This window comes from Bradyrhizobium sp. CCBAU 051011 (assembly GCF_009930815.1).
GTDB lineage: Bacteria > Pseudomonadota > Alphaproteobacteria > Rhizobiales > Xanthobacteraceae > Bradyrhizobium.
In genome coordinates this window covers 4,499,195-4,520,229 of record NZ_CP022222.1, presented here as the reverse complement: position 1 = coordinate 4,520,229, position 21,035 = coordinate 4,499,195, and the positions used below count along the sequence as shown (strand labels likewise).

16 protein-coding genes are annotated in these 21,035 nt (G+C 64.0%); 8 read left to right on the top strand and 8 right to left on the bottom strand.

Annotated features, from left to right (window positions below):
* The first annotated feature begins 47 nt into the window (after positions 1-47).
* Positions 48-1,289 carry an amidohydrolase family protein gene (locus ACH79_RS21250; protein ID WP_161852727.1) on the top strand — a complete coding sequence of 414 codons (1,242 nt, stop codon included), beginning with the start codon at positions 48-50 and terminating at the stop codon, positions 1,287-1,289.
* 299 nt (positions 1,290-1,588) lie between these two features.
* Positions 1,589-2,803 (top strand): mandelate racemase/muconate lactonizing enzyme family protein, encoded by a 1,215-nt coding sequence (locus tag ACH79_RS21245; protein ID WP_161852726.1) that lies wholly within the window; start codon positions 1,589-1,591, stop codon positions 2,801-2,803.
* Between the two features lie 216 nt (positions 2,804-3,019).
* Here ACH79_RS21245 and ACH79_RS21240 read toward each other — a convergent pair whose 3' ends face one another.
* From ACH79_RS21240 to ACH79_RS21215, 6 genes are all read right to left on the bottom strand, one after another.
* On the bottom strand, positions 3,020-4,240 hold the full coding sequence (locus tag ACH79_RS21240) for an ABC transporter substrate-binding protein (protein WP_161852725.1): 1,221 nt from the start codon (positions 4,238-4,240) through the stop codon (positions 3,020-3,022).
* Positions 4,241-4,340: 100 nt separating this feature from the next.
* Positions 4,341-6,383, bottom strand: a complete 2,043-nt coding sequence (locus tag ACH79_RS21235) for a hydantoinase/oxoprolinase family protein (protein WP_161852724.1) — start codon at positions 6,381-6,383, stop codon at positions 4,341-4,343.
* Positions 6,384-6,385: 2 nt separating this feature from the next.
* On the bottom strand, positions 6,386-8,050 hold the full coding sequence (locus tag ACH79_RS21230) for a hydantoinase B/oxoprolinase family protein (RefSeq protein ID WP_161852723.1): 1,665 nt from the start codon (positions 8,048-8,050) through the stop codon (positions 6,386-6,388).
* Between the two features lie 121 nt (positions 8,051-8,171).
* Entirely contained in the window at positions 8,172-9,488 is a 1,317-nt protein-coding gene (locus ACH79_RS21225) for an aspartate aminotransferase family protein (protein ID WP_161852722.1), read from the bottom strand.
* Between the two features lie 19 nt (positions 9,489-9,507).
* A complete protein-coding gene (locus tag ACH79_RS21220; protein WP_161852721.1) occupies positions 9,508-10,740 on the bottom strand; it encodes an MFS transporter in 1,233 nt (410 codons plus the stop codon).
* Between the two features lie 82 nt (positions 10,741-10,822).
* Positions 10,823-11,668 carry a CmcJ/NvfI family oxidoreductase gene (locus ACH79_RS21215; RefSeq protein WP_161852720.1) on the bottom strand — a complete coding sequence of 282 codons (846 nt, stop codon included), beginning with the start codon at positions 11,666-11,668 and terminating at the stop codon, positions 10,823-10,825.
* A gap of 262 nt (positions 11,669-11,930) precedes the next feature.
* On the opposite strand from ACH79_RS21215, the gene ACH79_RS21210 reads away from it, so the two are divergent.
* Positions 11,931-12,710: an SDR family oxidoreductase gene (locus ACH79_RS21210; protein WP_161852719.1), complete on the top strand. Its 780-nt coding sequence runs from the start codon at positions 11,931-11,933 to the stop codon at positions 12,708-12,710.
* A gap of 188 nt (positions 12,711-12,898) precedes the next feature.
* Here the strand turns inward: ACH79_RS21210 and ACH79_RS21205 are convergent, their stop codons facing one another.
* The gene (locus ACH79_RS21205; RefSeq protein ID WP_028347431.1) at positions 12,899-13,198 is read right to left on the bottom strand and encodes an HU family DNA-binding protein; all 300 of its coding nucleotides are present in this window, start codon (positions 13,196-13,198) and stop codon (positions 12,899-12,901) included.
* 427 nt (positions 13,199-13,625) lie between these two features.
* Between ACH79_RS21205 and ACH79_RS21200 the strand changes: the two genes are divergently transcribed.
* The 4 genes from ACH79_RS21200 to ACH79_RS21185 are packed head-to-tail and all read left to right on the top strand — an operon-like array spanning position 13,626 to position 18,707.
* Complete coding sequence (locus ACH79_RS21200) at positions 13,626-15,242, top strand: ABC transporter substrate-binding protein (RefSeq protein ID WP_161852718.1); 1,617 nt, start codon at positions 13,626-13,628, stop codon at positions 15,240-15,242.
* 24 nt (positions 15,243-15,266) lie between these two features.
* Positions 15,267-16,244: an ABC transporter permease gene (locus ACH79_RS21195; protein WP_161852717.1), complete on the top strand. Its 978-nt coding sequence runs from the start codon at positions 15,267-15,269 to the stop codon at positions 16,242-16,244.
* Between the two features lie 4 nt (positions 16,245-16,248).
* Positions 16,249-17,079 carry an ABC transporter permease gene (locus ACH79_RS21190; protein ID WP_161852716.1) on the top strand — a complete coding sequence of 277 codons (831 nt, stop codon included), beginning with the start codon at positions 16,249-16,251 and terminating at the stop codon, positions 17,077-17,079.
* Positions 17,076-18,707 carry an ABC transporter ATP-binding protein gene (locus tag ACH79_RS21185; RefSeq protein ID WP_161852715.1) on the top strand — a complete coding sequence of 544 codons (1,632 nt, stop codon included), beginning with the start codon at positions 17,076-17,078 and terminating at the stop codon, positions 18,705-18,707. The genes ACH79_RS21190 and ACH79_RS21185 overlap by 4 nt, the downstream gene beginning before the upstream one ends.
* Before the next feature lie 84 nt (positions 18,708-18,791).
* Here the strand turns inward: ACH79_RS21185 and ACH79_RS21180 are convergent, their stop codons facing one another.
* The gene (locus ACH79_RS21180; RefSeq protein ID WP_161852714.1) at positions 18,792-20,096 is read right to left on the bottom strand and encodes an FAD-binding oxidoreductase; all 1,305 of its coding nucleotides are present in this window, start codon (positions 20,094-20,096) and stop codon (positions 18,792-18,794) included.
* A gap of 74 nt (positions 20,097-20,170) precedes the next feature.
* Here ACH79_RS21180 and ACH79_RS21175 point away from each other — a divergent pair, with 74 nt between their 5' ends.
* A complete protein-coding gene (locus tag ACH79_RS21175; protein WP_161852713.1) occupies positions 20,171-21,022 on the top strand; it encodes a VOC family protein in 852 nt (283 codons plus the stop codon).
* The last annotated feature ends 13 nt before the right edge of the window (positions 21,023-21,035 follow it).

The following is a 21,035-nucleotide window of genomic DNA, read 5'->3' as shown; positions in this document are numbered from 1 at the left end:
GCCTCCCCGCTTCCGGTAGGTTGAAGCCCTCTCCAGCCTGACGCCCGATGACCGCGAAAACCGCCTTCGATCTGATCTTCCGCAACGCCAAGACCCGGGCCGCAGCGACGCCGGTCGATATCGGCGTTGCCGGCGGGCGCATTGCCGCCATCGGGCCACGGCTAGCCTGCGACACCGCCGAGATCGACGTCGGCGGCAGGCTGGTGCTGCCCGGTTTCGTCGACACCCATATTCACCTGGACAAGGCCTGCCTGCTCGGCCGCTGCGGGCACAACCATGGCAGCGTCGGTGAAGCTATTGCCGCGGTCGCCGCCATGAAGCGCAACTTCACGGTGGAAGACGTCTATGCCCGCGGCGCGCGGGTGATCGAACGCGCCATCGTGCATGGCACGACGCGGATGCGCACCCATGTGGAAATCGATCCACGCATCGGCTTGCGCGGCTTCGAGGCGGTGAAAGCGCTGAAACGCGACTATGCCTGGGCGATCGATCTCTCGATCTGCGTGTTCCCGCAGGAAGGCCTGACCAACGATCCCGGCGCCGAGGAATTGTTGATCGCGGCGCTGCGCGATGGCGGCGAGGCGATCGGCGGCTGTCCCTATATGGACACCGACCCGAACGCGCATCTCGAAAAGGTATTCGACCTGGCGCAGCAGTTCGACATCGATGTCGACCTGCATCTCGATTTCGATCTCGATCCGTCGTGGTGGCATCTCGAAGAAGTCTGCCGGCAGACCGAGCGGCGCAACTATCAGGGCCGCGTCGCGATCGGCCACGCCACCAAATTGTCGGCGCTGCCGCCGGACCGGCTGAAGGCGGCGGCGGCGCGGCTGGCCAAATCCGGCGTCGCGGTGACTGTGCTACCCGCGACCGATCTGTACCTGATGGGCCGTGATGCCGCGCACAATGTACCGCGCGGACTGACAGTGGCGCACAAGCTGGTCGAGGACGGCGTTGTCTGTTCGGTCGCGACCAACAACGTGCTCAATCCGTTCACGCCGTTCGGCGACGCCTCGCTGCTGCGGATGGCGAACTTTTACGCCAATGTCGCGCATGCCGGGATCAGCGAGTTTGACGCCTGCCTCGATCTCGTCACGGAACTGCCGGCACGGCTGATGAACCTGCGGAACTATGGCATCGCGCCGGGCAACCCGGCGGACCTGATCGTCCTCGATACCGACAGCGGGACCAATGCGATTGCGGAATTGCCCGACGTGCTGATGGGATTCAAGAACGGGCGGCAGGTGTTCGAGCGGCGGAAGGCGACGCTGTTTCGGCCGGAGGCGTAGAAGTCTCCGTCATGCCCGGGCAGAAGCGCGAAGCGCGTCTTCGCACTAGATGTCCGGGCATCCACGTTCTTGTTCGACACAAGCAAGAAAGACGTGGATGGCTGGGTCATAGGCGAGCGGAAGCGACGCCGTCCTTCAGACGGCTGTGCCCGGCCATGACGAAAAGTGGAGACCACGCTTCGTGAGTCTCGAACCATGCAGGCCATGCTCTGCCTCATGCGCTGCCCTGCAATTGACACCCCACCGATCCGTTGTTGTTATCGGACCAACCACAACAACAAGCCCCGGGGCAGGAAATCATGAAAAAGGCCACGACCGTGCGCAGCGTCGAAACGCTTGCCTGCGACGCCGGATGGCGGAACTACCACTTCGTCAAGATCACGACCGAGGACGGCATCGTCGGCTGGAGCGAGTATGACGAAGGCTTCGGCGCGCCCGGCGTGACCACGGCGATCGAGCGGCTTGGCGCGCGCGTGGTCGGCAAGAATGCGTTTCAGCATGAGCGGATCTACGTGGAGCTGTTTGCGGCGACGCGGCCGGCCGCGGGCGGCGTGGTGGCGCTGGCGTTAGGGGCGATCGAGAACGCGCTGCTCGACGTCAAGGCCAAGGCGCTGGGCGTGCCCTGCTACGAACTGCTCGGCGGCAAGATCCGCGACCGCATCCGGGTCTACTGGTCGCATTGCGCGACCTGGCGCATCAACCATCCCGACTGGTTCAAGCCGGCGATTACCGATCTCGACGGCGTCAAATCGATCGGCCGCGAGGTGCGCGAAAAAGGTTTTACGGCGATGAAGACCAACATCTTCGTCTACACCGACGGCAAGCCGCAGGGCTGGCGGCCCGGCTTCGGCTCGCCGTTCGAACCCGAGCTCAATGTCGACCGCACCGTGTTGCGCAATCTCTGCACGCACCTGGAAGCGATCCGCGACGGCGCCGGTCCCGATGTCGATCTGCTGCTCGACCTCAACTTCAATGCCAAGACCGAGGGCTACCTGAAGATTTTGCGCGCCATCAAGGACATGGATCTGTTCTGGGTGGAGATCGACACCTTCAACCCGCAGGCGCTGGGCTATATCCGCCGCCAGAGCCCGCACCCGATCTCATCCTGCGAAACGCTGCTGGGCCTGCGCGAGTTCCTGCCCTACTTCAACGAACAGGCGATGGACGTCGCCATCGTCGACACGCCATGGAACGGCGTGTGGCAATCGATGAAGATTGCCGCTGCCGCCGAACATTTCGAGGTCAACGTGGCCCCGCACAATTTCTACGGCCATCTCTGTACCATGATGAACGCGCATTTCTCGGCGGCTGTGCCAAATCTGCGCATCATGGAGACCGATATCGATCGCCTCGCCTGGGACCATGAGCTGTTCACGCACGTGCCCGAGATCGTCGACGGTCACCTGGTGATGCCGGACCGCCCGGGCTGGGGCATCGAGCCCAACGAAGAGGGCCTGCGCGCGCATCCGCCGAAGAGCAAGGGCGGGCTGCTGAATTACGGGCAGAAGAAGTAGGCGGCGAGATTTGCCAGCGCTCTCACGGTCGTCATGCCCGGGCTTGACCCGGGCATCCATGCCTTCTCGATCTATCGGCAAGCCAGACGTGGATGGCCGGGTCAAGCCCGGCCATGACGGAGAGACTTCGTAGGGTAGGCAAAGCGAAGCGTGCCCACCATTCAGTTTGCGCAATCGGAGAGATGGTGGGCACGCTACGCTTTGCCCACCCTACACTCACTTATCTCCCGGCGCGCCCAGAAACGCGCTCTCGATCACGTCGCCGATCGGCTGCCAGGCATTGCCGTCGAACTGCACCAGCCGCATCTGCTCGATCGGATGGAAGTCGGACGGCCCGGTGTTTATCGTTATTCCCGGGAAGGCGACCGTGCTCTGGTAGTTTCGCAGCGACGCCGCCTGCCGCATGATGTTCTCGCGCGACAGGTCATCGCCGCACTGGGTCAATACCCGAGCCAGAGTCTCAGCGGCCGCGTAGCCGAAGATGGCGTTGCTGTCTTCCTTGTCGCCATCGGGATAATACTTGTCCATGAACGCCAGCCACTCCTTGATGGCAGAATCATCTTTCCAGGTGGTGTCGCTGGCATCCTTCAGGAACGAAGTGGAGATCACGCCGACGGAATTCTGCAGCCCGGCCGGTCTCAGCGCGTTCGCGATCGACGCTGCCGCGTTGACCAGCACGAGCTGCGGATGCCAGCCCAATTCGGCCGCCCTGCGGATGGCGCGCGCCGAGATCGGCGGCGCGCAATTGAGCACGAGCACTTCAGCGCCGGAGTTCTTCAGGATTTCAACCTGGGTATCGATCGACATATCCGCTTCGATGGCGATGTCGGCTACGATCATGTTGGCCGTGAAGCCGAGCCCCTCCTGCAATCCCCGGAACAGATCGCGGCCGAACTGATCGTTCTGCCAGAGCACGGCGATCTTCCGGCTCGGATAGGCGGCCTGGATGTAATTGGCATAGATCCGGCCCTCGGCGCGGAACGTCGGCTGCCAGCCCATCGTCCACGGAAACCGCTTCGGATGCGCCCATTCCTCATCGCCGGAGGCGACGAAAAGCTGCGGGATACTTCTCTCATTGAGATAGGTTCGAGTCGCCAGATTGCTCGGCGTGCCGAACGAGCCGAACATCAGGTGCACGCGCTCCTGTTCGACAAGCTCATGGGTCTGCTCGATCGCGGTTCTCGGGTTTGAGCTGTCGTCGCGCGAGATGAATTTGATCTTGCGTCCGTTGATGCCGCCGCGCTCATTGATCATGTCGAAATAGGCGGCTTCCGCCCGGCCGATCGAAGCGAACGCGGCCAGCGGTCCGGTATAGGGCATGATGTTGCCGATGCGGATTTCGGTGTCGGTGACGCCGGCAGCCCGGGCCGGCTGCAGGGCGGCCAACAACAATGCGGCGAAGAAGGTTGGTAGCAGCCATTTTATTCTTGTTCTCATCGACGCGGCCTCGAACGCCAAGCTCGCGGGAGACGCCACCCAGCAATCACGATGATAGCGCCGAAAGCGGGGCCATTGAAAATGAAATGTTGGCCCGCGATCAGCGCAACAAAATATCCAGCCATCCCAACGGATTGACCGTGACGCGGTCGCCGGTGTCGACCAGCACGGTCGTGGTCTCAGCTTCGATGATGGCCGGACCGGTCAGGGTATGCCCCGGCCGCAGTTCATCGAGTGCGTAGACCGGCACTTCGCGCCAGCCGCCGAAGAAGGCTTGGCGTTTGCCGCGTGGCGAACAGGCGTTGGATGCCGCGGCCTCCCGCGCGCCCTCATCCAGCCGCGCGACTTCACCGACGGCGGCGACGCGGGCGTTGACGAAGACGACTTCCTGGCCGCGCGAGGCGTAGGTGTACAGTTCCTCGTGCCTGATATGAAAGCGGTCCTCGATCCGCTCGACGAGATCGACGGCGTTCCAGTCGAGGCCATCGAGCGAGACGTCGATCTCAAAAATCTGTTCGCCGTAGCGCATCTCGGCGGAGCGTTCGATTGAAATCTTTCCGCTAAACCACGAGCGCAGCCTGCCGGCGGCCTGCTGTTCCAGCCCGGCGAACAGCTCGCGCACTTCATCGGCGGTGATGCGCGCACCGGCGCCGTAATGCGTGCGGCTGACTTCGTAGCGGAGATCGCTTGTCAGCATGCCCCAGGCCGACAGCACGGAAGCCACCGTCGGCACGATGATGCGCTTGATCTCGAGCTCACGCGCCACTTCCGCCGCGTGCAGGCCGGCCGCGCCGCCGAAACTCAGGAGCGCGAAGCGTCTGGGATCGACGCCGCGACGCAGCGTCATCAGGCGGATTCCGTCGGCCATGTTCAAATTGATCATGCGGTAGATGCCGGCGGCGGCCTCGATGCGCGACAGCTCCATCGCGGCAGCGATGCGATCGACCGCCGCTTCCGACGCTGCGCGGTCGAGCGGGCGTTTTCCCCCCATGAAGGCTGAGGCATCGAGATAGCCGAGTACGACATTGGCGTCGGTAACCGTCGCGGCCTCGCCGCCATTGCCATAGCAGGCCGGGCCCGGCACCGAGCCCGCGCTCTCCGGGCCGACTCTCAGCGTGCGGCTGCCATCGACGCTGGCGATCGAGCCGCCGCCCGCCGCGATGCTGGCAATGTCGAGGCTGCGCAGCGCGATGCGCTGGCCGGCCAGCATGCCGTCGGCGGATAGCGACGCCTGCCCGCCGGAGATCAGCGAGATGTCGGTCGAGGTGCCGCCCATGTCGAACGGCACCAGGTCGGGAATGCCGACCAGATCAGAACAGCGGCGCCCGCCGGACATGCCGCCCGCGGGTCCCGACAGCACGGTGCCCGCGGCAAGCTGCGAGGCTTCTTCAACGGGCGCCATGCCGCCATGCGAGAGCACGACAAAGAGGCTGCCCTTGAAGCCGGCCTCGCCGAGCCGCGTTTCGAGATTGGTCAGATAGCGCCGTACGATCGGCTCGACATAGGCGTTCACGATCGTGGTCGAGACGCGCTCATACTCCTTGATCTGCGGTAGCACGTCGCTGGAGCGGGAGATGCTGATGCCAGGCAGCGCCTGCTTCAGCCGCTCGACGGCGGCGAGTTCGTGAACGGGATTGAGATAGGAATGCAAGAAGCACACCGCGACTGAGGTCGCGCCTGATCGCTTGATCCCGGCTATGGCGTCGTCGAGCGATGTCGCCTCGAGCGGAATCAGAATCTCGCCGTTGGCCTTGAGCCGCTCTTTCACACCGAAGCGCAGATCGCGCGGCACCAGCGGCGCCGGCGGCGGCGAGCGCAGGTCGTAGCGGTCCGGCTTGAGGCCCTCGCGCATCTCGATGACGTCGCGATGGCCTTCAGTGGTAATAAGCGCAACCTTGGCGCCCTTGCGCTCCAGGAGCGCATTGGTAGCAACCGTGGTGCCGTGCACGAGGCGATCGGTCGCGGCGAGCATTTCGGCGCGCGTGACATTCAGACGCCGCGCCAGCTCCTCAAGTCCTGCCATCACGCCGATCGATTGATCCGCCGGGGTGGACGGGGATTTTGCAAACACGGTTCGCCCGCTCTCGTCGGTAGCCACGAGATCAGTGTAGGTCCCGCCGACGTCAACGCCTATCCTGAACATGATTAGCTACGCTGCTCCGCCGGGACTTCGGTCATGCCCTGCTCGCGGTCGCGACGGCGGGCCTCTTCCGATCGCTTGGCGGGCGGCCCCCAGCCGCCGCCGCCGGAGGATCGTATCTCAAGGCAATCGCCGGGGTGCAACTCGATGCCGACCTCCTTGGTGCGCAACACGCGCGGCTCGCGGCCTTCGGACAAGAGACGATATTGGTGCGGCTTACCATCCTCGCCGCCGAGCATACCGCAGGGACCGTGGCGTGCGCCGTCGCCGGCGGTGTTGCCCTTTGCGGGCTTTGCCGTCTCCAGCACCAGATCGAGCGACACGCCGAGACCGCCGCGATGCTGGCCGTCGCCGCCCGAGCCGGGGCGGAATTCATGGGTGCGGAAATGCAGGGGAAAGCGCACTTCGGCGACTTCGAGACTGCCGAATTTGAGCCCGCCAACCGAGTGCCACTCGCCGATCGACGACCAGCCGTCGCCGCCCGACGACGCGCCGCCGCCGGGCCGCGCCTGAAACAGGTGCCAGATGAAATTCTTTCCGGTGCGCGGATCTTCGCCCTGGATCGCGATGCGAAAGCGCCGGCTCCAGCCGGCCATTGCGCGCTCCGGACAGGACGCGGACAGCGCCTTCACGATCGCCTCGACGATTTCATTGGAGGGGTGGCTGGTGCACAGCGTCACCGGCCGGCCGGGATCGGCCCACACCACCGTGCCCTGCTTTGCGATCACCTTCAGCGGCCGCAACGCGCCGGTGTTTTTGGGAATCTCGGCGTCGATTAGATAGGCGAACGCCATCGCGACGGCGGCCTGCATGTTGGCGTGCGAGGAGTTCACAAAGCTGGTGGATTGCGGATCGGAATCGGAGAGATCGACCTCGACGTCGCTGCCCTTCTTGGTCACCTTCGCGGCAATGCGGATGTCGGTGCGGCCATGGCCGTCGTCATCGAGAAATGCCTCGCCGTGGAATACGCCGTCCTTCCACGTCGAAACCACCGCCCTCGTCTGCTGCTCCGTTGCATCGAGGATCGCCTCGACGGCGGCTTCGACCACCGGTGCCCCGAACTCCGAAAACAAACGCGACAGCCGACGCTCGCCGAGATGCGCCGCGCCCAGCATTGCGGCAAGGTCGCCGCGGAATTCGCGGGGGTTGCGAATGTTCAGCGCCAGGAGATCAAGCAGATCGTCGCGCAGCTTGCCGGCTTCATACAATTTGATCGGCGGAACGCGCAGGCCTTCCTGAAAGATCTCGGTCGCGGCGGGATTATAGGCGCCGTGGGTGGCGCCGCCGATATCGCTCTGGTGCGCGCGCACGATTGTCCAGAGCAGACGCTTGCCGTCGGCGAAGACCGGGACGAAGGCGGTGAGATCGGGCAGATGGCTGCCGCCATAATAGGGATCGTTGAGCAGGAAGACGTCGCCCTGCGCTACGTCCTTGAAGCGTTCCTCGACCGCGAGCGTCGCCCAGGGCAGCGCGCCGACATGGACCGGCAGGTGATCCGCCTGCGCGATCAGCCGTGCGCTGGTGTCGCAGATCGCCAACGAAAAGTCGCGGCTGGAGTTGAGGATCTGCGAATAGGAGGTGCGAAGCATGGCCTCGCCCATCTCTTTCACGATCGAACTGAGACGGTGCTGGACGACGGAGCGCGTGATGGGATCGATCTTGGCGGACATTCGTAGGCGTCTATTCGTAGGATGGGTTGAGCCCTTGCGAAACCCATCACTAACACGGGCAGTGCATGATGTCTGCACATGATGGGTATCGCTTCGCTCCACCCATCCCACAGCTTGATGGTCACAACGTCCTTGCGACTTCTTCGAGCGCGCCCGACGCCGCATCGATGATGGCATGGATATCGGCATCCGTCATCGGGGTCGACAACGCCATCAAGCCATTGCCCGCGGACAGCACGCCGCGATTGATAAATGCGCGGAAGAATACTGTCTGGCGCCGCGCCTCCTCCTCGCTCAGGTAGGCTGAGCGATAGTCGCGGACTGGCCCGTCGGCGAAGTGAATCTTGAGCAAGGAGCCGAGTCCGACCGTGCCGCCGGGCACACCGTGGCGCCTGAATGCGGCGTCGATGCCGGAGCGAACCGCCTCGCCCATCGCATCGAGCCGCGCAAAGGCGGCCTCGTCGAGCAGTTCCATCGCAACGATCCCGGCGCGCATCGTCACCGGATTGGCGGAGAACGTGCCGCCATGCGGCAGCGCCGGCTTGCCTGCGCGCGGATCGAATACCGCCATGACATCGCTGCGGCCGCCGATCGCGCCGACCGGAAAACCGCCGCCGATGATCTTTCCCAGCGTGGTGAGATCTGGGTCGATGTTCCAGATACCCTGCGCACCGCGATAGCCGAGGCGGAACGTGATGACTTCGTCGAAGATCAGCAGCGCGCCAACCTCGCGCGTCACTTTGCGCAGCGCCTCCAGATAGGCCCGGTCAGCCGGCGCCAGACCGGCACGGTTGGGCATGGGATCGACCAGCACACAGGCGAGTTCGCGCCCATGCTCGCGGATCAGGCTGACGGCCGCTTCGGTGTCGTTGAAGGGAATGGTGACGACATCGGCCAACACGTTGTCGGGCGTGCCCTTGGCATAGGCGACCGAGACCGGCGCGTTGCGGCCCCAGGCTTCCGGTGTCGGATCGAGGCTCACCTCGGCGTAATCATAGGAGCCGTGATAGGCACCTTCGCATTTGGCGATCTTGGGACGGCCAGTATGCGCGCGCGCCGCCTTCAGCGCCATCATCACGGCCTCGGTGCCGGAATTGGCAAACCGCACCTGATCGACGGACGGCAATCGCGACGCCAAGAGTTCAGCGAGATCGACCTCGGACGCGGTCGGCAGGCCGAATGCCGAGCCGAGCGCCAGTTGCGCGGTCGCCGCCTTCACCAGCGCGGGATGCGCGTGGCCGTGAATCTGCGAGGTGAAATTGTTGATGCAGTCGATATAGACGTTGCCGTCGAGATCCCAGACCCGGCAGCCCTCCCCGCGCGCGGCATAGATCGGATAGGGCTTCATGAACACGGTCGTTCGCGTGTTGCCGCCGGGCAGGCTCGCCAGCGCGCGGTCGTACATTTTCTGCGATGACGAGTCAGGATCCGGGTACATGTGCCATTTCCCAAAGGGGTCAGGTGTACATCAAAAACACAATCGTCCCGATGATCAAGGTCGCGGCCATGAATAGCAGCACTGCGGGAAGGCCGAAGATCGTCGCCACCACGCCGGTGGCCGATTGCATCAGCGCTGCGCCGAGGAAGAACGCGAGGTTGATGGCGGAGAGCGCCTTGCCGGCGTTCTGCGCCCCCGCCATTTGCCGTGTCATGCCGAACAGCAGTGGCTGCGTCGATATCGCGATGCCGATCAGGACTAACAGCACGCCGTCGATTGGCGCCGGCACGGCCTTCAATCCGAGCAGTTCCGACAGCGGATAATGCGGCGCGCCGGCCGCCATCAGTGCCAGCAACAACGCGGCAAGGGAATGCGTGGCGGCGAGCATCTCGCGGCGATGGCCGATGCTGCGATCGACAATCCCCATCAGCACGGGGCCGGCGATCAGCGCCAGCGTGAACAGGCCAAGCGCATTGCCGGCCTCGATGCGGCCGAGCGCCTTGATCTCCATCAGCCATGGCCCACCCCACAATCCCCGCAACACCAGCGAGGCCGCCAGCGAGACCAGCGCCAACCCGATCAGACCTCGCAGCGGCCGCGACAGCCCGATACGAAGCACTTCGGCCATTTGCGACAGCGGCGAGGATGGATCGGCATGCGCGGCCGGTTGTTTCGGCACCAGCGCGAACACCGCGAGCGCTACGGCGGCGCCGAAGCCGGCGGAAATCCAGAATCCCATCCGCCAGCCAAAATGCTCGACGACGAAAGCCAGCGGGCTCGCCGACAGCAGCATGCCGATATTGCCGATCGAGAGGATGATGCCGGACCACAGGCCGAAGCGCGCCGCCGACATCTGCTTCGCCGCCAGCGTCATCGGGCACATCAGCATGCCCGAGGTGGCGACGCCGAGCAGGAACTGGCCAACCAGAAAGCTCTCCGGCCCCGTCGCCAGTCCCGAGGCCAGCGCGCCGATGATGGTTCCCACGAGCAGGCTCAAGGAAACCGGGCGGACGCCGAAGCGATCCATCGCGGCGCCGACCGGGATCTGCGAGGCCGCGAAGGCGAAATGATAGATCGAGGTGAGGCTCGCCAGCGTCTGCGGCGGCGTTCTGAAATCGGCGGCCATTACGTCGAGGCTGATGGCCGGAATGGTCCGCAGCAGCGTCGACAGCATGTGGCCGCAGGCCAGCGCCAGCAGCGCAAAAATCAGGGCGCGGAAGTTGCCATCCGCGCTATCGGCCTTGCCGTCCATGAACCCGTCTCGCCCCAAAACTGTCTGGGGGGCGAGGTATCACCAATGGGGTGGGAACGCGAATCCGCCCACCTTGCGGCGATCAGTTCCTATGGAACACCAGCGTCCGCAGCTCGATGCTCTCGCGCGGCGGCGCATCGGCAGGCGTGGTCGGATCGATGAAGGCGGTGTGCGGCCCGAACCGCGTGCGGCCGTCGGTTGCGGAATCGTAGCACTTCAACAGCAGCGCCTCGTCGGTCCGCATTTCCGGAATGTAGTACCAGCGATGGTTCGGATTGTATTTCACCGAATAGGTTTCGCCGCTGCGGTTCGGATAGATCAGGTCGGAAGCGACGAGATCACCCGCCTCGACGGTCTGGCCGTCGCACATCGCCAGCGGCGCATCGCGCAGCGGTCCCCGGATCGGCCGCCAGACATTGATGACCTGCACGCGTCCCTTCAGAAGCTCGTCGGCCTCCTCGGGCAGATGTTCGCGAACGCGGTTGGCGCCTGATTTATCGGTCTGGTCGACATGGACCCGCGTGGCCGGCTGGCGCGGCCCGGCGCCTCTGATGTCGGCGGCGCCCTCGACGCGCTTGCGAACGGTGTGGTCGAAGATGAAGACGCGATCCGCCTTCAGCGTCGCCTTCAGGAAGGCTTCGACGGCGGGATAGTAGACGTTTCGCACTTCCTTATCGTCGTAGAAGTCCTTGACGATGGTGGGATGGCGGACCAGCGAAAAGCCTTCGCGGTCCAGCGATAGATTTGCGGCGATCAGGCGCGCGTCGAAGATCGGAACGTTGTGGGGCTCAGGCAGCGCGGTGGATTTGGGTTCGCCCGGCGGCGGATCGAAGGCGTAGGTGCGAGGCTTTCCCACGACGGGCGCGAGATAGTTCAGTTCGGCGGTGACGAAGGGAAGCGATTCGAGTTTGGCTTGCTGCAGGCCCATGGTGTTCTCCTGGACTCCATTGTTGTTCTGTTAGATTTTGGACCGGCCGCCGAACCCGACAAGGCGCTTTCGAAAATAGCAAATTTGCCATTGCGAGCGGCGGCAAACAGGGAAAATCCTTTTCGAAGATGCCTGTTGAACCGCACGGTATTTCCGGCGCTCACGCGTTCGTCATTATGTGAGAGCGCGTTGACGCGGCGACGAGGCACGGCAACAATAAGTTCACTCGACCAGTTCCCGCTCAATTCACAGGCAGAACCACATGCAAGTCACGATCAAGGACAGAGTCGCCGTCGTTACCGGTGGCAGCAAGGGCATCGGCCTCGCGGTCGCAAGGCAATTCGCCGCCTCCGGCGCCAAGGTTGCGATCCTCGCACGCGGCGCGGCCGACCTGAAAGCGGCGCGGGAGTTGCTCGCCAAGGACGGGCTCGCGGTGCGCGACTATGTCTGCGATGTCTCGAAGGCGTCGGACATCTCCAAGGCGCACGAGAAGATTGTCGGCGACCTCGGCCCGGTCGACATCCTGATCAATAATGCGGGCACGGCGCGGACGATGGCGTTCGAGAACATTTCCGACGAGGCGTGGCAGGAAGACCTCGACCTCAAACTATTCGCCGCGATCCGTTTCAGCCGGCTGGTCTGGCCCGATATGAAGGCGCGCAAATGGGGCCGCATCATCAACGTGCTCAATACCTACGCCAAGGCGCCGGCGGCGTCCTCGGCCCCCACCTCGGTATCGCGGGCGGCCGGCATGGCGCTGACCAAGGTGATGGCAAGCGAAGGCGGCGAGCACAACATTCTGGTCAACGCCATGCTGGTCGGCCTGATCATGAGCGATCAATGGGTGAAGCGGCACGCGGCGCAGGCGCCGGACACGGATTTCGAGGTGTTTGCGAAAAACCTCGCCAAGGGCACCCCACTGGGGCGCATCGGCACGGCGGAGGAATTTGCGAACCTCGCCTGCTTCCTCGCCTCCGAGCAGGGATCGTTCATCACCGGCACCGCCATCAATGTCGATGGCGGCCGGTCGCCGGTGGTGTAGCGCATCTGGCGCGAAGGGCGCGGCACACTCAAATCACCTCGCCCCGCCTGCGGGGAGAGGTCGAAATTCAAGCACAGCTTGAATTTCGGGTGAGGGGACTCTCCACGAACACCTCTTTCAAAGAGTTTGCGGAGGCCGCCCCTCACCCCAACCCTCTCCCCGTGAAGAACGGGGAGAGGGAGAGATTCTTAGACCGCGTCCTTGGCAGCCTTGACCGGGCGGGCCCGGACGATCTTGCGGGCCGGCTTGGCCTTGAACATCATTTCCTCGCCCGTGAAGGGGTTGGTGCCCTTCCGAGCCTTGGTCGCGGGCTTCTTGACCACGACGAACTTCGCGAAGCCAGGAACGAGGAATAGCCCGTTCTTCTTGAGCTCCTTGTGACCGACGTCAACGAGCGTGTCCATCACGTTCTTGACCTCTTTCTTCGAAAGTTCGGTGGTGGTCGCGATCTTCTCGATCAGCTGCGACTTAGACATTTGGGTGGCCATGGTTGCTCCATTGATTCTGGCACAGGCGACGATATGGCGAAAAACGCCTAGAAAATAGGGCTTTCGACAATCTGCACAACTATCTCGCTAGTCGAGTTGCAGTGATTCGTCCAATTTTTCCGGGTTTTTTTAACATCGGAAGCCTCCGGAGCCTATTTTTAGGGGGATTCTGCGCACTCTGAGGTCCCGTTTCAGGACAATCCCGGGCTGCTCTCCCCTTTCCACCTCTATCGGAGCGAGCCGCGATTTGCCTTCTGGCAGGACAAAATGCGCAGACTGATCGGCCGGTAAGCACCTTGTTTTCAGGAAGGATTTTCCGCCCTGCGCGTTGATTTGAAAATGACTCGCGTTGGCGTTCCATCGTAAAATCGCCCCTAAGGCGGGCGCCTTAATGGTTCGCCATCAATATCACCTTCGGAGACTTCGCATGGATTTGACGCGCCTTGAGATCAATCGCCGCACCGCGCTGCTGACGTCGGCGGCCATCGCGGCCAACGTCATTAATCCGATGCGGGCCTTCGCCCAGGAAGCGCCGCGCAAGGGCGGCGTGTTCAACGTCCATTACGCCGCCGAGCAGCGCCAGCTCAACCCGAGCATCCAGGCTTCCACCGGCGTCTACATCATCAGCGGCAAGATCCAGGAAAACCTGGTCGATCTTGATGCCAGCGGCCAGCCGGTCGGCGTGCTCGCCGAGAGCTGGGAAGCCACCCCCGACGGCAAGACCGTGACCTTCAAGCTACGCAAGGGCATCACCTGGCACGACGGCAAGCCGTTCACCTCGGCCGACGTCGAATTCACCGCCATGAACATGTGGAAGAAGATCCTCAATTACGGATCGACGCTGCAGCTGTTCCTGACCGCGGTCGAAACGCCTGATCCGCACACCGCAATCTTTAAATACGAGCGGCCGATGCCGCTGAACCTGCTGCTGCGCGCCCTGCCCGACCTCGGCTATGTCTCGGCCAAGCACCTCTATGAGAGTGGCGATATCAGGCAGAACCCGACCAATCTTGCTCCTGTCGGCACCGGGCCGTTCAAATTCGTCAAATATGAGCGCGGGCAATACATCATCGCCGACCGCAACGAGAATTACTGGCGGCCCAACGCGCCCTACCTCGATCGCATCGTGTGGAAGGTGATCACCGATCGCGCAGCGGCGGCGGCGCAAATGGAAGCCGGCGAACTTCACTACGCGCCATTCTCGAGCCTTACGCTCTCGGATCTCGCTCGCCTCGGCAAGGACAAGCGCTTCATCGTCTCCACCAAGGGCAATGAAGGCAACGCGCGGACCAACACGCTGGAGTTCAACTTCCGCCGCAAGGAGCTGTCCGACATCAGGGTTCGCCGCGCCATCGCCCATGCGATCAACGTGCCGTTCTTCATCGAAAACTTCCTTGGCGATTTCGCCAAGCTCGGCACCGGCCCGATCCCGTCGACCTCGACCGACTTCTATCCGGGAGCGAACACGCCGCAATATCCGTACGACAAGGCCAAGGCCGCCGCGCTGCTGGACGAAGCCGGCTTCAAGGCGGCACGTGGCGGCGCGCGCTTCTCGCTCAGGCTGCTGCCCGCCCCATGGGGCGAGGACATCTCGCTGTGGTCGACCTTCATCCAGCAATCGCTGGGCGAGATCGGCATTCCCGTCGAGATCGTGCGCAACGATGGCGGCGGCTTCCTCAAGCAGGTCTATGACGAGCACGCCTTCGACATCGCCACCGGCTGGCACCAGTACCGCAACGACCCCGCGGTCTCGACCACGGTCTGGTATCGCTCCGGCCAGCCGAAGGGCGCACCGTGGACCAACCAGTGGGGCTGGGAAGACAAGAACGTCGACAAGACCATCGACGACGCTGCGACTGAAGTCGATCCAGCCAAGCGCAAGGCGCTGTATGCCCAGTTCGTCAAGGAGGTGAATACCGAGCTGCCGGTCTGGATGCCGATCGAGCAGATTTTCCTCACCACGATCACGGCAAAGGCGCGCAACCACTCCAACACCCCGCGCTGGGGTTCGACGAGCTGGCACGATCTTTGGCTTTCCGCATGACCTTATCTCCGTCAGAATAGGCGTATGCGTATCCTGACCCTTGCGGGGCGGCGGCTCGCCGCCTCGATCCCGACTCTTGTCCTGATCCTGATCGGCGTGTTCCTGCTGCTGCAGTTCGCGCCGGGCGACACCGTCGACGCCATGATGGCGCAGATGGGCGGCGGCGATGCCGCGACCGCCCGGGAGCTGCGCAAGTTCTACGGCCTCGATCTCTCGATCCCGGCCCAGCTCGGCAATTACCTGTGGCGGCTGGTGCGGCTCGATCTCGGCTTTTCCTCGATCTACGGCAAACCGGTGGCGTCCGTGATTATCGAGCGGCTGCCGCCGACGATTCTTCTGATGACCGCGTCGCTGTCGTTCGCGTTCTTCTTCGGGCTGGTGTTCGGCGTCATCGCCGCCCGCGGCGTCAACCGCTGGCCGGACACGCTGATCTCGACGCTCGGCCTGATCTTCTATGCGACGCCCTCGTTCTGGTTCGGGCTGATGGCGATCGTGGTGTTTTCGGTCTACCTGCAATGGCTGCCGCCCGGCGGTTTCGAGGATATCGGAACGATGCGGACCGGCATCTGGCGCGTGCTCGATATCGCCAGCCATCTAGTGCTGCCGACGCTGACGCTTGGGCTGATCTTCCTGGCGATCTATTTGCGCATCATGCGCGCCTCGATGCTGGAGGTGCTCAACCTCGACTACGTCCGTACGGCGCGCGCCAAAGGCCTCGACGAGACGCGGGTGGTGACGCGGCACGTGCTGCGCAATGCGCTGTTGCCGATGGTGACGCTGATCGGCCTGCAGGCCGGGACCATGCTGGGCGGCTCGGTAGTGGTCGAAAGCGTGTTCTCGCTGCCGGGGCTCGGGCGGCTCGCCTATGAATCGGTGGTGCAACGCGACCTCAACACGCTACTCGGCATCGTGTTCGTCTCGGCGCTGCTCGTCATATCAGTGAATTTCATCGTCGATCTCATCTATGCGCGGCTCGATCCGCGCATTACGGCTGAGGGCTAGCGCGATGGATGCGGTCAAGCGCTATTTCCGAAGCCCCGCCGCCGTCGCCGGCCTGATCCTGCTCGTGATCGTGATCGCGATGGCAATCTCGGCCGGCTGGTTCTATCCGCGTGATCCGCTGGCGCTCGCCGGACGTCCGCTGGTGTGGCCGTTCTCCAACCCGCGCTTCCTGCTCGGCACCGACAATTCCGGCCGCGATATCGCCGCCCAAATTTTCTACGGCGCGCGGATATCGCTTCTGATCGGCGGCGTCGCTACGGCCATCGCGATCCTGATCGGTATCCTCGTCGGCGCCTTCGCCGGCTATTATGGCGGCTGGGTCGACAATGTGCTGATGCGGATCACCGAGGCGTTCCAGACGCTGCCGAACTTCGTGCTGCTCTTGGTGCTGGTCGCGGTGTTCGGCTCGACGCTGACCACCGTCACCATCGCGGTCGGCGTGGTGTCGTGGCCGGCGCCGGCGCGGCTGACCCGCGCCGAGTTCCTGTCCTTGCGCAGCCGCGAGTTCGTCCAGGCCGGCCGGACGCTCGGCATGAAGAACATCCAGCTCATTTTCCGGGAGATCCTGCCCAATGCGCTGCCGCCGGTCATCGTCTATGCCAGCGTGGTGATGGCGGTCGCAATCCTGCTGGAGAGCGCGCTCGCCTTCCTGCGGCTATCCGACCCCAACGTGGCGTCGTGGGGCAACCTGATCGGCTTGGGGCGCGATGTACTTCGCGTGCAATGGTATGTCTCGGCAATCCCCGGGATTGCCATCCTCGTCACCGTGCTCGCGGTGTCGCTGGTCGGCCAGGGCCTCAACGACGCGCTCAATCCGAGGCTGAAGGGCCGATGAGCGAGCACGAGACCATCCTTTCGCTCGATCGCCTGAGCGTCCGCCTGCCCGGCGGCGCCGATAGAACACATGCGCTCAGGGACGTGTCGCTGGAAATCGCTTCCAACGAAATCCTCTGCGTGGTCGGCGAATCCGGTTCCGGCAAGTCGATGATGGCGAACGCCGTCATGCGGCTGTTGCCCAATGAGGTGACGATCGACGACGGTCGGATCATGTTCGAGGGCCGCGACCTCTGCGCCGCGTCGATTGCGGAAATGCGCGAGGTGCGCGGCGACGGCATTGCCATGATCTTCCAGGAGCCGATGACGGCGCTCAATCCGCTCCGCACCATCGGCGACCAGATCGCCGAGATGTTCTCGATCCACACCGGTCTATCGAAGGCAGAAATCAACACGCGAGTGCTGGCGCTGCTGGCAGACGTCCGCATCCCCGATCCCAAGGTGGCGGCAAAGGCCTATCCGCATGAGCTCTCCGGCGGCCAACGCCAGCGCGCCATGATCGCGATGGCGCTGGCGCTCGATCCGAAATTGCTGATTGCCGACGAGCCGACCACCGCGCTCGACGTCACCACACAGGCGCAGATATTGAAACTGATCCGCGACCTGCAGCAGCGCCGCAGGACGGCCGTCATGTTCATCACCCATGATTTCGGCGTGGTTGCCGAGATCGCCGACCGCGTGGTGGTGATGCAGCATGGCGTCATCGTCGAACAGGGCACGGCTTCCGACGTGCTGCACCATCCGCAGCATGCCTACACAAAACAGCTCATCGCTGCCGTTCCGCCGCTGAAGGCGCCGCCACCGCGTGTGCTGGCGACCGACAATATCCTGGCGATCACGGACGTATCCAAGACCTACCGCACGGGCGGCTTCTTGGGCCGTGGCGCGCGGGTGACGCCTGCCGTGAAGAACGTCTCGCTCACCCTGCCCCGCGGCGCGACGCTCGGCATCGTCGGCGAATCCGGCTCGGGCAAATCGACGCTGGCGCGCTGCATCGTGCGGCTGATCGATCCCGATACCGGATCGATCGTGCTCGATGGCCACGACTGGGCGAAGATGTCGCGCGAAGAAGTTCGCCGCGAGACGCGCCATATCCAGATGGTGTTTCAGGACCCGTTCGCCTCGCTCAACCCGCGCCGCAAGGCCGCCGAGTTGGTGGCGCAAGGCCCGATCGTGCATGGCACGCCGCGGGCAAAGGCGATTGCTGATGCGAAGGAGCTGTTCGCACTGGTCGGGCTCGATCCTTCTGCCGGCGACCGCTATCCGCACGAGTTCTCCGGCGGCCAGCGTCAGCGCATTGGCCTGGCGCGTGCGCTGGCGCTGAAGCCGGACGTGCTGGTCGCGGACGAACCGGTGTCCGCGCTGGATGTTTCCGTGCAGGCGCAGGTGTTGAAGCTGCTTGCGGAACTGCGCCAGCGGCTCGGGCTCTCGATCGTGTTCATCACCCACGATCTGCGCGTCGCCGCGCAAATCTGCGACCTCGTCGCGGTGATGAAGGACGGCGAAGTTGTGGAGCATGGGCTGGCGGCAGAGGTGTTCGGCAGTCCACGGCATCCGTACACGCAGGCGCTGCTGGACTCGATCCCAGGCGGGGAGTTTGCGCGGGAGCACGCGACAGAGGCGGTGTAGCTTCATGACAGGACGGCGGTGCGGCCTCTCTCCCTCTCCCCGCAAGAGCGGGGCGAGGGAGAAGTGGCGCCTCGCCTGCTCGGATCACGCCATCTCCCTGGCATCTCGCCGGCGATACACCAGCAGCATCAGCGGCGCGAGCTTGCGCAGGACGCCGTGGGCAACGATCGGTACCGGCTCGGTGAACGGCAGCGCCAGTTCGTTCTGCGGCACGCCGCGGACGGCCTTTGCCAGTTCGTTGCCGAGCGGCATCGTCAGCGCCACCGCACGGCCGTTGCAGCCGGTCCAGCCATAGGCGTTGGGCCCGAGCTTGTGGATGCGCGGCAAAAAGTCCGTGGTCATGCCGACATAGCCGTTCCAGACATGGTCGAACGAGACCTCGCCGATCTGCGGCCACAGCCGCTGCAGCCGCTCAGTGACGCGCGCCTTGATCCGCTCGACCTTGTTGCCGGGGCCGATTACCGCGCCGCCGGTGACGAGACGGTTTCGCGCGTCGTAACGCGCAAAGTAGAGTTCGCCATGGGTGTCCGACATCGCTTGCCGTCCCGGGATGATGGTTTTGCGGACATTATCGGACAATGGCTGCGTCGCCATCTGCCAGGACAGCACCGGCATCACCTCGCGCGCAATCTCAGGCACCAGCGACTCTGAAAACTCGCCGCTATAGGCATTGGTCGCCACGACCAGCGCGCGGCCGGAAATCTCTCCCCTCGCCGTCTTGACTAACCAGCGGTCGCCTCGGCGCTCAAAGCTCTCGGCCGGTGAGCGCGCATAGATGCGTGCGCCCAACCCAAGCACGGCGCGCGCGAGGCCGCGGGCCAGCGCCAGCGGATTGATGTGGCCGCCGGTCTTGTTCCAGAAGCCGCCGAACCACGCATCGGAGCCCAGCATATCGCGCGTCTGCTCGCGCGACAGCAGCTCAACAGGTGCGCCGAATTTCGACCATTGGCGCACGCGCCGCTCCGCGATCTTGATGCGGCCCGGCGAATGCACGGGCTGAACCCATCCGGCCTGTTCTCCCTCGGCGTCAATGTTATGGCGCCTTGTCATGTCGAACAGATAAGACGCGCTGTCGCGCAGCATGCCGACAAAACGTTCTCCCGCCTCGCCGTGCTTCGCAACAATGTCCTCAGGGTCGGGCCGCGACAGCGTCGGGATCACCTGCCCGTTGTTGCGCCCCGAAGCGCCCCACCCCGGCTCCGCGGCTTCGACGATGGCGACATCGACGCCCGCTTCGCGCAGATGCAGCGCAGTGGAGAGGCCGGTGAAACCGCCACCGATCACGATGACATCCGCCTGCTGCGTGCCGGTCAGTTCGGGCAATTCCGGCCCTGATGGCGTCACGGCCGCCCATAGCGAATTGGGCCAGCGGACGTTGCTCGTATTCATCGGTATCCTTTCTTGCGGCGGCCTTTTCGTTCTGCTTAGTTTAGCTCCCCAACCGCATCCAGGGAAATAAAAGAGTGGCACTCAAAAACGTCATCGGAATCGATCACGCCGTGATCATGGTGAAAGATCTCGACAAAGCCGCCGAAAACTACAAGCGGCTCGGCTTCACCGTGTCGCCGCGTGGCACCCACAGCGCGCATATGGGATCGGGCAACTACACCATCATGTTCGATCCCGACTATATGGAATTGCTCGGCGTGCTGACGCCGACGGAACATAATGCTCCGGCGCGGGCCTATCTCGAAAAGAACGGCGATGGCATCGAGCGCATTGCGTTCACGGCGGTGGATTCGGCCGAAGGCGCCGAGGAAATTCGCGCGCGCGGCTATCCGCCGGTCGGCCCCACCGATTTCGAGCGGCCGGTGACGATGCCTGATGGAACGGTGTCCGCAGCAAAATTCCGGACGTTTCAGTGGCCGACGGCGGAAGCGCCGGGCGGCGTACGCATCTTCGCCTGCCAGCACAAGACCCGCGAGACGGTTTGGATTCCCGAACTGATGAAGCACGCCAATGGCGCCAAACGGCTGAAGCAGGTGCTGATGGTCGCGCCCGAGCCGGCCACGGAAGCCGCGCATCTGTCAAAGATGATCGACCGCGAGACGCGCAACGAGACTGATGGCGCGGTCGCGGTGCCCTCAGGTGGCGACCGCGCGGATTTCGTGTTCCTGACGAAAGATCAACTCGGCAAGCGCTATCCCGGCGTGTCGCTGGCCGGCCTGCCCGAGCGCGGCGGCGCGGGTCTGGTGATCGGCGCCGACGTCGCGGCGGCGGAGAAGGCGCTCGGTGCGACCGGTGTGAAGAGCGCCGGCGGCGTTGTGGTGCCGCCGGCTGCAGGCAACGGCACGCTGCTGGCGTTTGTGGCGTAGCCAAGCGCATCGA